Origin of the sequence: Ligilactobacillus sp. 110_WCHN (assembly GCF_030518115.1) — a bacterium.
Classification (GTDB): domain Bacteria; phylum Bacillota; class Bacilli; order Lactobacillales; family Lactobacillaceae; genus Ligilactobacillus; species Ligilactobacillus aviarius_C.
Genome location: NZ_JAULLI010000009.1, coordinates 57289 through 68454 on the forward strand (window position 1 = coordinate 57289; position 11166 = coordinate 68454).

At 43.7% G+C, this 11166-nt stretch carries 10 protein-coding genes; all 10 read left to right on the plus strand.

Annotated features, from left to right (window positions below; translation table 11 throughout):
• The first annotated feature begins 86 nt into the window (after positions 1–86).
• Positions 87–713: a guanylate kinase gene (gmk, locus tag Q3C15_RS04630; protein WP_057827918.1), complete on the plus strand. Its 627-nt coding sequence runs from the start codon at positions 87–89 to the stop codon at positions 711–713.
• Positions 714–727: 14 nt separating this feature from the next.
• Positions 728–934 (plus strand): DNA-directed RNA polymerase subunit omega, encoded by a 207-nt coding sequence (gene rpoZ, locus Q3C15_RS04635; protein WP_057827919.1) that lies wholly within the window; start codon positions 728–730, stop codon positions 932–934.
• Positions 935–1018: 84 nt separating this feature from the next.
• Complete coding sequence (gene coaBC / locus Q3C15_RS04640; RefSeq protein WP_302704399.1) at positions 1019–2230, plus strand: bifunctional phosphopantothenoylcysteine decarboxylase/phosphopantothenate--cysteine ligase CoaBC; 1212 nt, start codon at positions 1019–1021, stop codon at positions 2228–2230.
• 1 nt (position 2231) lies between these two features.
• Complete coding sequence (gene priA, locus Q3C15_RS04645) at positions 2232–4649, plus strand: primosomal protein N' (protein ID WP_302704411.1); 2418 nt, start codon at positions 2232–2234, stop codon at positions 4647–4649.
• 16 nt (positions 4650–4665) lie between these two features.
• A complete protein-coding gene (gene fmt, locus Q3C15_RS04650; RefSeq protein ID WP_302704400.1) occupies positions 4666–5625 on the plus strand; it encodes a methionyl-tRNA formyltransferase in 960 nt (319 codons plus the stop codon).
• The gene (rsmB, locus tag Q3C15_RS04655; protein WP_302704402.1) at positions 5609–6946 is read left to right on the plus strand and encodes a 16S rRNA (cytosine(967)-C(5))-methyltransferase RsmB; all 1338 of its coding nucleotides are present in this window, start codon (positions 5609–5611) and stop codon (positions 6944–6946) included. Before fmt ends, rsmB begins: the two co-directional genes overlap by 17 nt.
• 8 nt (positions 6947–6954) lie before the next feature.
• A complete protein-coding gene (locus Q3C15_RS04660; protein ID WP_302704403.1) occupies positions 6955–7707 on the plus strand; it encodes a Stp1/IreP family PP2C-type Ser/Thr phosphatase in 753 nt (250 codons plus the stop codon).
• A complete protein-coding gene (gene pknB / locus Q3C15_RS04665; protein WP_283601136.1) occupies positions 7698–9407 on the plus strand; it encodes a Stk1 family PASTA domain-containing Ser/Thr kinase in 1710 nt (569 codons plus the stop codon). The genes Q3C15_RS04660 and pknB overlap by 10 nt, the downstream gene beginning before the upstream one ends.
• 18 nt (positions 9408–9425) lie before the next feature.
• Entirely contained in the window at positions 9426–10292 is an 867-nt protein-coding gene (gene rsgA / locus Q3C15_RS04670; RefSeq protein ID WP_302704406.1) for a ribosome small subunit-dependent GTPase A, read from the plus strand.
• A 12-nt stretch (positions 10293–10304) separates the two neighbouring features.
• The gene (locus tag Q3C15_RS04675; protein ID WP_283601138.1) at positions 10305–10946 is read left to right on the plus strand and encodes a thiamine diphosphokinase; all 642 of its coding nucleotides are present in this window, start codon (positions 10305–10307) and stop codon (positions 10944–10946) included.
• The last annotated feature ends 220 nt before the right edge of the window (positions 10947–11166 follow it).

Below are 11166 nucleotides of genomic sequence, written 5' to 3' on the forward strand. Positions count from 1 at the left end.
AAATTGAAAACCTTTGGAAATCACTTGAAAAATAGGCGTTCAAAGGGGATAATAGTTATTAAAATTGTTTCTAGAGGAGATTCAAAATGCCAAAACGCGGAATGTTAATTGTTCTTTCAGGACCATCAGGAGTTGGAAAGGGAACTGTACGAAAGGAAATCTTTTCACGTGAGGATAATACTTTCCACTATTCAGTTTCAATGACGACCCGGAAGAAGCGTCCCGGAGAAGTTGATGGAAAAGATTATTTCTTTGTTTCAAAGGAAGAATTTGAAAAGGAAATTGAAAATGGCGGAATGTTGGAATACGCTAAATATGTTGACAACTATTACGGAACACCTTTAAAATATGTTAATGAAATGTTAGATCAAGGTAAGGATGTTTTCCTTGAAATTGAAGTTAAGGGTGCAATGCAAGTCCGGGAAAAAGTTCCAGACGGGTTGTTTATTTTCTTAACACCACCAGATTTGATGGAATTACGTCAACGGATCATTAATCGGGGAACGGATGATTTAGCAACAATTGACAAGCGAATGGAAAAGGCTGTTGGTGAAATCGAAATGATGCAGAATTATGATTATGCAGTTGTGAATGATGAAGTTCCGAAGGCTGCCGAAAAGATTCAAACGATCATCCGGGCTGAACGCTGGCGCGTAAAACGGTTCTTACCTGATTACAAGAAACAACTTGGCTTAGACGATGATCAACAATAAGGAGATGCTGTCAAATGATTTTATATCCATCTGTCGATAAACTTTTAGAACATGTTAATTCACGTTATTCATTAGTAATGTTAGCAGCTAAACGTGCTCATGAATTAGATGCTGGCGCATTACCATTGTTAAACGAAGACGAATACAAGTCAGATAAGAATGTTGGTAAGGCTTTGGAAGAAGTTGAAGCTGGCAAGTTGACAATTAAAGGTGAAAACTAATTTTTAATTTAAACCAATATGATGGGAGGTTGTGACATGGTGTCCGACCTCTTTTCTTGTATTAATAAGCGATGGGGTGAAGAAATGGCATTGAAAGGTAAAAAAATCGCGGTTTATGTGACCGGGGGAATTGCAAGTTATAAGGTTGTAAGCTTTGTTCGGCTTTTGATCAAGGCAAAAGCTGAAGTCCGCGTGGCGATGACGGCGGCAGCAACGAGTTTCATTTCACCGTTGACAATGGCGACGTTGTCCAAAAATCCAGTATTAACGAAATTTAGTGATGCTGAACAACGTGGTAATTTTATTCCGCATATTGAAATTGCGCGGTGGGCAGACCTTTCGATCGTCATTCCGGCCACGGCAGATATCATTGGGAAAATGACAAATGGAATTGCTGATGACCTCGTCTCATCTGCGTTGATCGCAACGGCGAAAAATAAATTTGTTGTTCCTGCAATGAATGATGAGATGTGGGCTAACCCCGCTGTTCAACGAAACGTTCATCAGTTGAAAGCCGATGGAATTCACGTAATGGAACCGGCGACCGGCTTTTTAGCAGAAGGATACGCCGGAAAAGGGCGAATGCCGGAGCCGCAAGCAGTTTTAGAGTGGATCGAAAAGCAAACGAGTGATCAACCGCTTCGGGGAATCAAGGTGCTGGTAACTGCTGGGGGAACGCAAGAACCAATTGATCCGGTGCGGTTTATTGGAAACCGTTCAAGCGGCAAAATGGGAATTGCGCTTGCTGAAAATGCGGCCCTTCAAGGAGCCGATGTAACGTTAATTGCGGGAATGGTTACGGTTGATTTGCCAATGAACGTGAACGTGATCCGCATCCAAACGTTTGCGGATCTGCAAACTAAATTAATGGAAGAGTTTCCGCAAAATGACGTTTTGGTCATGGCAGCCGCGGTTTCAGACTATCACGTTGAACGGCCAAATGATCAAAAAATTAAAGTGAATGCTAACCAGCAAGTTCAGTTGACACTGAAACGGAATCCAAATTTATTGCGGATGTTAGGTAATCAAAAGCATCGCCAAGTCTTAGTTGGCTTTGCTGCTGAAACGGATCATCTGTTTCAAAATGCAACGGCTGAACTGGAAGATAAAAAGGTCGATATGATCGTTGCTAATGATGTTTCACGCAGCGATATTGGATTTGGCAGTGACCAAAATGCCGGTTATATTTTACAGCCGCACCAGGAACCAATTAAAGTTTCAAAGGTTTCAAAGCAAGTTTTTGCTCAGAAAATATTAGATGAAGTCAAAAAATTGATCAGAAAAGAGGAAGGTTAAAATTAGTCGATATGCAGAAGTAATTGTCGATGTTCCGGCAATGCAGACCAACCATCCGTTTACTTATCAAATTCCAGAAAAGTTTCAGGACTTTTTGCAAATCGGGATGCGTGTTGTGGTTGAATTCGGTAACGGAAACCGGAAAATTCAGGGATTTGTGACGGGACTGACAGATGAATATTCAGGTGAACACCAATTAAAATCAGTGATCGATGTGCTTGATTTGAATCCGGTTTTAAGTGATGAAGCCATGGCGATGGCTGATTGGCTGACACAGCGGACGTTTGCATTTAAGATTCGCTGCTTGCAAGTCATGCTCCCGAATGCAATGCGGGCAAGTTATCGCAAAACGCTTAAATTGATAGGAAAAAATATAACCCCAGATCTTGCCACTCTTTTTGATCATCAAAGTGAAGTTGAGTTTAATCCACAAAGGTTAACTTCAAGTCAATTAAATCAAATTGAGAAGTTACGCAAGGCAAGCCAAGTTGAAATTGTCTATCACGTTGATGACCGGGCAAAATCAAAACTTGTTTGGGCATTTAAAGCTCAAATGACGGTCGAAGAATTGCAGAAAGCTAAGAAAGCGTTAAGGAAAAATGCGGCCAAGCAGAAACGCTTGCTAGACTTTTTGATTACCAATCATGAACAGGAATTTGTTCAAAGTGACGTGACCCGGGAAAATAATTTTACTGCAAATGACTTGAAGGTGGCTGCCGAAAAAGGATGGATTACGCGTTATCAAATTGAAAAATACCGTAATCCGTATCAGATTGATCAAATCCAACCGTCGACGCCGAAAAAGTTGACTGCTGAACAGGCCCAGGCGACGAATGCGGTTGATCAGGCAATTGACGAAAAACAGGCAGCAACCTTTTTACTTGAGGGAGTAACGGGGAGCGGCAAAACTGAAGTTTATTTGCAGATCATTCAGCATGCGCTTGCGCAAGGCAAATCAGCTTTAATGCTTGTTCCAGAAATTTCATTGACCCCGCAAATTGTGCGGCAATTTAAAGCGCGATTTGGCGATCAGGTCGCCCTTTTACACAGTGCATTATCTGACGGTGAACGGTATGATGAGTGGCGTCGGATTGAAAAGGGCGATGCTCAAGTCGTTGTTGGCGCCCGCTCAGCAATTTTTGCACCAATCAAAAATCTGGGCGTCATTATCATGGATGAAGAGCATGAAACAAGTTACAAACAGGAGGACATGCCGCGGTATCATGCTCGCGATGTTGCCCAGTGGCGCGGCCAATATCATCATTGTCCGGTTGTTCTTGGAAGTGCAACGCCATCGCTTGAATCTCGGGCACGTGCACAAAAGGGTGTTTACCAATGGTTGCGGTTGACGAAACGAATTAACGGGAAGGATTTGCCGCATGTTCAATTAGTTGATATGCGGCAGGCAGGCCGCTATGCGCCAACGACAGATATTTCCCAAGAATTGGCAACTGAGATTCAGAAAAAACTTGCGTTGAATGAACAAGTTGTTTTAATGTTAAACCGAAGAGGATATTCTTCATTTTTGATGTGTCGCGAATGCGGTGAAGTGATCAAGTGTCCGAACTGTGATATTTCATTGACGTATCATAAAGATACAAATTCATTGAAATGTCATTATTGCGGTCATGAAGAACCGGTTCCGCAAGTTTGTCCGAATTGTCACAGCAAGGCAGTCCGGTATTTTGGAACCGGCACGCAACGGGTTGAAAAGGAATTGACTGAACTTTTCCCAACTGCCCGGATTTTACGCATGGATGTTGATACCACCCGGCGCAAGGGAGCGCATGAACGGATCTTAGATGAGTTTGGCAAGCATCATGCAGACATTTTGCTTGGAACCCAGATGATTGCCAAGGGCCTTGATTTTCCCAACGTAACGCTTGTAGGCGTGTTGAATGCCGATACTTCGTTGGGATTACCGGATTTTCGGGCGAGTGAACGCACTTTTCAACTTTTGACCCAGGTAAGTGGGCGTGCTGGTCGGGCCGAAAAAGAGGGCAATGTCTTGATTCAGACATATAATCCGGATCACTATGCCATTCAGTATGCTCAGCGGCAAGACTATGAGCATTTTTTTGGAAAAGAAATGCAGGTGCGGCATCAAGGCGGATATCCACCATATTACTATACGATTCAAATTACTGCAAGTGCGCGGACGGAAGCGGATGCGGCGCAAAAAATGTTCCAAATTCGCGGTGAGATCGTGAATTATTTATCTCAAAATGCCGTAATTTTGGGGCCGACACCGCAGTCAATTATGCGGATCAATAACCGCTATTATTACCAATTAGTAATTAAATATAAAAATGAACCGCAACTTGAAAATTATCTTCAAGATTTATTATTAACAAGTCAAAAAGAAGAACGAAACGGATTGCAAATTGTGATCGACCGCGATCCGATGAACTTTATTTAATTGAGGAGTGAAATAAATGACATCAATTGTATTTATGGGAACCCCGGACTTTGCTGCTAATATTTTAGCTGGCGTGATCGATGCCGGGTATGATGTAAAGGCCGTTGTGACCCAACCAGACCGGCGAGTCGGACGGAAACACGTTTTGACCCCGACACCGGTGAAAAAGGTTGCGTCGGGCCATGGAATTGAAGTCCTTCAACCGGAAAAAATTTCAGGCAGTCCGGAATGCCAACGGGTAATTGACCTTCAACCGGACTTGATCGTCACGGCAGCATTTGGCCAATTTTTACCGATGAAATTAATCAACGCAGCGAAAATTGCGGCCGTGAATGTTCACGGCTCACTTTTGCCAAAGTATCGCGGCGGAGCACCAATTCAGCATGCCATCATGAATGGCGATTCAAAAACGGGCGTTTCAATTATTTACATGGTAAAGAAAATGGATGCCGGCGCTATTCTGAAACAGGCTGAAATGCCGATCACATCAAATGATGATGCGGGCTCAATTTTTGAAAAAATGAGTGATCTTGGGCGGGATACTTTATTGCAACTTCTTCCCGACTTAATTGCAGGCAACGTTCATCCGGTTGTTCAAAATGAAGATGAAGTTGTCTTTTCACCAACAATCAGTCCTGAAGAAGAAGAATTGCATTTGAAGCAAACTGCTCACCAAATTGATTGGCAGGTTCGCGCTCTTCGGCCTGCTCCGGGAGCATATTTCAAATCCTTCAAAGGAAAACGGACCAAGATCTGGGATGTAACTGTTGTGGATGAACAAACAGACCTTTCCGCAGGAACCGTGGTTGAAGTTGGAAAGCATCAACTAAAGGTTGCCGCAGCGGATGGAACGGTTTACCAGATCAACCGCATTCAACCGGCTGGAAAACCGCAAATGGATATTACGGCATATTTGAATGGGGTTGGCCAGGGAATTAAAGCAGGACAGGAATTGATCAATGAAGAAAACGATTAAACAAACGCCGCGCTTTTTAGCCCTTGATCTGCTTTTGCGGATTCGAAAGCACAGGACGTATTCAAACATCGCTTTAAATGATGTGATTCGGCAACATCAATTATCACGGGCCGATGCCAATTTATTGACGACGCTTGTGTACGGCTGCTTGCAGCACCGGTTAACGTTGGAATATTGGCTTGAACCATTTATTAAAAATAAGAAGAAAGTTGACTCGTGGGTTTGGGAATTGCTTTTGTTAGCGATTTATCAAATGCAGTATTTAGACAAGGTTCCGGACCATGCGATTTTTAATGAAACCATTGAAATTGCCAAGGTTAAAGGCCATGCGGGAACGCGTAAATTTGTGACGGGCGTTTTGCATGCAATCAAGCGGAATGGCTTACGGAATTTTGATGATTTAACGGCTGCTCAACGGTTATCAATTGAAGAAAGTATTCCGCAGTGGATCATTGAGCAATTGATTTCAAAGGTAGGGCTTGAGAAAACAGCCCAAATTGCGCGGGCCGTTAACCAGACGCCGCATGACAGTTTGCGGGTAAATCCAGGAAAGGTCAAAAGTGCTGAACTGCAAGCCCAGCTTAAAAAGGAAGGCATCACGACGTCTCCAAGCGAAATCGCTGCTGACGGGTTGGTTGCGCAAAAAGGCTTTTTAGCGGGAACCGCCGAATTCAAACAGGGCGACTTTATTATTCAGGACGAAAGTGCAATGTTAGCGGTTGAATCAATGGATGTTCAACCCGGTCAAAGTGTTTTGGATGCATGTGCTGCTCCCGGCGGAAAAACGACGCAAATTGCAACAGCACTCGCCGGTCAAGGAGCGGTCGTTGCGCTTGATATTCATCAACACAAATTAAAATTGATTCAACGCAATGCCGAGCGGCTCGGGGTTGAGAACGTTGTTGATCCTCAACTTTTGGATGCTCGTCAAGCCGGAAAACTTGGAAATGCACGGTTTGATCAGATTTTGGTTGATGCGCCGTGTTCTGGAATCGGGTTGATGCGGCGAAAACCAGAAGTTCGTTATGAAAAAACGTTACAGGATTCGCAGCAATTAGCCCGGATTCAGTTGCAAATTTTAGACGCCGTTGCGCCGACATTAAAGTCGCAGGGAAAATTAACGTATAGCACATGCACGATCTTACCATCGGAAAATCAAACAGTTGTTGATCAATTTTTGAAACGGCATCCGGATTTTGAACAGGTTAAAACACAGACGAAAAAGAATGTTAAGGATCAACGGTCAGCGCTTGGATTAACGATCTATCCGGACGATTTCGGTTCGGACGGATTCTTTATTGCAACGCTGGTGAAAAAGTAGGTGCAATTTTGAAAAGTTCATTTTTAAGTGATATTGGCAAGGTTCGCAAGGTTAATGAAGACTCGGTCGGACTGTATCAAAATCAAAAACAAATTACTTTAGGATTAGTCGCTGATGGAATCGGCGGCAATCGCGGCGGCGATGTTGCGTCGGCAATGGTTGTTCAGCATCTTGGTTACCTGTTTGAAGAATCGACATTTGAAACGGTTGCCCAGGCCTATGAATGGCTGCAAAAGCAGGTTCAGGTTGAAAATGATCTTTTGATCCAAAAAGGAAAGCAGTATCCGGATCTTGAAGGAATGGGGTCAACCCTCGTTTTGATTCTGATCGATTCGGCAAACTGCATTATTGCAAACATTGGAGATAGCCGAGGCTACCGGTTGCGGAATAATGAACTGCAGCAAATTTCACGGGATCATTCGCTTGTCAATGAGTTGATCAAGCAGGGTGCAATCACGAAGGAAGAAGCGGTCAACCATCCGCAAAAAAACGTAATTGTCAAAACCCTTGGAATCAATCATGATGCCCAAATGGATCATTATGCGTTGAAAGTTGAACCGGGCGATTTATTCTTACTGTGTACTGACGGGCTTTCCAAACTTGTGGCGGAAGCTAAAATCAAAGCAATTTTAACGGCTTCAGGCTCGCTTGAAGAAAAATGTCAGCAATTAATTACCCAAGCGCGGGTCAACGGCGGCGATGATAACATTACCGCGCTTTTGGTTGCGGCAGATGAAAGTGGTGAACGGCGATGCGAGTAGGATATGAAGTTGGCAAACGGTACCGTATTATTCGTTCCCTTGGTGAAGGCGGCATGGCAAATGTATATGAAGCCGAGGACCTTGTTCAAAAACGCCGGGTAACCCTTAAAATGTTGCGGTTTGATTTGCAGGATGATCCGCGTTCTGTTGAACGCTTTCATAAAGAAGCAAATTCACTAACGAAGCTTGATAACCCGCATATTGTTCAAATCTATGATTTTGGCAATGATCACGGCGTGCCGTACTTGATCATGGAATACGTTAAGGGAACGGATTTGAAGACATATTTGAAAGAACACTATCCGCTTTCATGTGAAAAAGTGGTTGATATTATGGAACAGATCCTTTCGGCAGTTGAAAGTGCCCATCGAATCGGCATTATTCACCGGGATTTGAAGCCGCAAAACATTTTGATCGACAATTACGGGAAGGTCAAGGTCACGGATTTTGGAATTTCAATTGCGGCAATGGAATCGGCAACAATTACGAAAACGAATACCATGATCGGGTCCGTTCATTACATTTCTCCTGAACAGGCCCGCGGATCGATCATCACGAAACAATCAGATATTTATTCACTTGGAATCATTCTGTTTGAACTTTTGACCGGAAAAGTTCCGTTTGAAGGGCAAACGGCGGTTTCAATTGCGGTTAAACATTACCGGGATAATTTGCCGTCAGCACGGAAAATCAATCCCAAGGTTCCGCAAGCATTGGAAAATGTTATTTTGCATGCAACGGCAAAAAAGCTGAAAGACCGTTATCCGGATGCCGAAACAATGGCGCGGGATTTAAAAACGGCGTTATTACCGGTGCGGAAAAACGAACCGAAATGGGAAGTCCCAACGGAAGATGACGCTGAAACGAAAACGTTGGTCATTCCGACGACCGAATCATCCAAGCGGCAACCTTCAACCGGATCACGCAAGACGAAAAAAACAAAGCAGCAGAAGAAAAAACGAGTCTATCGCCGGCATCCAATCGCTTTTTTGATTGGAACGCTTGGGGTGATCGTTGTGGTTACGATTTTACTGATGTCGTTGAAGGTCCAGGTTCCAGATTTACGTGGAATGAGCGTGCGTGAAGCCCAGGAAGTTTTGTTGAGCAATAACCTTAAACTTGGTAAAAAGCGGTATGAATACAGTAGTTCGTATTTGAAAGGGCAAACGATCAGTAGTGATCCGGCGCGCGAAACGACGGTCAGCCGGAATTCGAAGGTCAACATTGTGATTTCAAAAGGGCCGTTAAAAACTAAATTTGGATCATATATTGGACAAAACTTTGATCAGGTGCGGAAAAAGTTGAAGGCGAAGGGCGTCCTTGTGGATAAGGAAACGACGTATTCAAACAAGTATCCGGCAGGTCAGATCGTTAGTCAAAGCATTGATCCGTCAATGAAGGTCAGTTTGTATCAGCTTCCGGTTACCTTTACGGTCAGTGGAGGGGTTCAAACGTTTAAGATTCGCGATTTGACGGGTTACACGCAGAAAAGTGTGATCGACTATGCCCAAGAACATAACATTACGATTATTTTTGAACAACAGTATTCAAATACGGTGCCAAAGGGACAAGTGATTTCGCAAAATCCAAAGGCGAATACGACCGTTAAGGCTGGTTCGCAGGTGATCGTAACGTTATCGCTTGGACCGAATAATAATTCAGAAAACGGGAATAATAACTCCGCAACAAGTCAGAGTTAAATGAAAGGATAAAGATTATTGAAAGGCCAAATTAGGCAATCTTTAAGCGGTTACTATGATGTGGTAACTGCTGATGGGGCGGAATACCGGACCCGGGCGCGCGGGGTATTTCGCAAACGCAAACAATCACCTTTAGTCGGTGACTGGGTTGAATTTAAAGTTGAAAAGGATGGCGGCTATTTATTAAAAATTGATCCGCGGAAGAATCAGTTAGTTCGGCCGCCGATTGCGAATGTCGATGATGCAATTGTTGTTTCGGCGTGCGTGGAACCAGATTTTTCGAGTAATTTACTGGACCGGCAATTAATTATGTTGGCCGCTAATCAAATTGAACCGCTTTTATATTTTTCGAAGTGGGACCTGTTAGATGCAGACCAGCAGGCCGCCATGCAACCGGTGATCGATTATTATCAAAAGTATTATCCGGTTGAAGTTGCTGGGGACAACGTGCCGCAAAAGCTCTTGCACGATCTTCAAGATCAAGTGATCGTCGTAATGGGGCAGACCGGTGCCGGCAAATCAACGTTGCTGAATCAATTGAATCCGGATTTGAAATTGGAAACCGGTGAAATTTCGAAAGCCCTTAGCCGGGGCAAACATACGACCCGGAAGGTAACGTTAATGGAGATCGAACACAATTTGATTGCGGATACGCCAGGATTTTCGTCATTTGACTTACTTGAAATTTCAAAGGAAGAGCTGCCGAATTATTATCCGGATTTCGTTGCCTACCGTGATCAATGCAAGTATCGCGGCTGTCTGCATGTGAATGAACCGCATTGTGCGGTTAAAGAAGCGGTGGCGAACGGTGAAATTTTGAAGTCCCGGTACGAAAACTACTTGCAATTCCATCAAATGATTTTGGAACGCAAACCGCGTTATTAAGGAATGATTGCGATGAAGGTAAATGTTTTGACTGGGGGGCCGCTTGCATGCGTTCCGCAAACGATTTTTGAACAAAAAGATGAGCGGTGGTGCGGGGTTGATTATGGCGCAGTTGAATTGATCAATCACGGAATCGATCCGCTCCTTGCAATTGGCGATTTTGACACGGCAACCGCTGCAGAACGGTTGCAGGTTAAAAGTCAAAGTCACCAATTCGTTTACCGACCGTTAAAGGATGATATTACGGATACAGAGTTGGCATTAAGATATTTGTTCGCGCATTATCCAATTGATCAGCTTAATCTTTATGGAGCAACCGGTGCGCGCATGGATCAGCTGCTGGCAAACTTGTTTTTTATTTTGAAACCGGAGTATCGGGAACAGGTTGAACGAATCACGATTATTGACCGATGGAATGAAATTCGCTTTTTCAAGCCTGGATGTCACCAGCTTAAGCGGAATCCGCAAATGAAGTACTTAGCGTTTATTCCGTTAACAGCAGTTGACGGATTAGTTCTTCCAGACGAAAAGTATCAGCTGCAACGGACAGATTTTGATTTTCCAGTTGCACTGTCAAGTAATGAATTTGTTGGTAAGAAGGCGACCTTTAGTTTTGAACGGGGAATTTTAATGACGGTTCAAAGTTGTGATTAAAAAAACAAAGGTGTGACAAAACGTTAAAAACGAGCGTGGTGGAAGCAGAAAAGCGAACGAATCGCGTCAGCAGAGATTCGGAGGTTTTCGAATTAGCTTCGCGTCACCCTAGCTACGCGTCGCAGCTCGTTTGTTTTGGAACCCGATTATGCGGATATAGCAAAAGAATTACAACTTGTGTTCTAACTTATAACTTCGTAAAAAAAACAGGATGGACAAC

Coding starts and splice junctions, on each gene's coding strand:
- gmk (WP_057827918.1), top strand. CDS start 87: ATGCCAAAACGCGGAATGTTAATTGTTCTTTCAGGACCATCAGGAGTT.
- rpoZ (WP_057827919.1), top strand. CDS start 728: ATGATTTTATATCCATCTGTCGATAAACTTTTAGAACATGTTAATTCA.
- coaBC (WP_302704399.1), top strand. CDS start 1,019: ATGGCATTGAAAGGTAAAAAAATCGCGGTTTATGTGACCGGGGGAATT.
- fmt (WP_302704400.1), top strand. CDS start 4,666: ATGACATCAATTGTATTTATGGGAACCCCGGACTTTGCTGCTAATATT.
- rsmB (WP_302704402.1), top strand. CDS start 5,609: ATGAAGAAAACGATTAAACAAACGCCGCGCTTTTTAGCCCTTGATCTG.
- pknB (WP_283601136.1), top strand. CDS start 7,698: ATGCGAGTAGGATATGAAGTTGGCAAACGGTACCGTATTATTCGTTCC.
- Q3C15_RS04675 (WP_283601138.1), top strand. CDS start 10,305: ATGAAGGTAAATGTTTTGACTGGGGGGCCGCTTGCATGCGTTCCGCAA.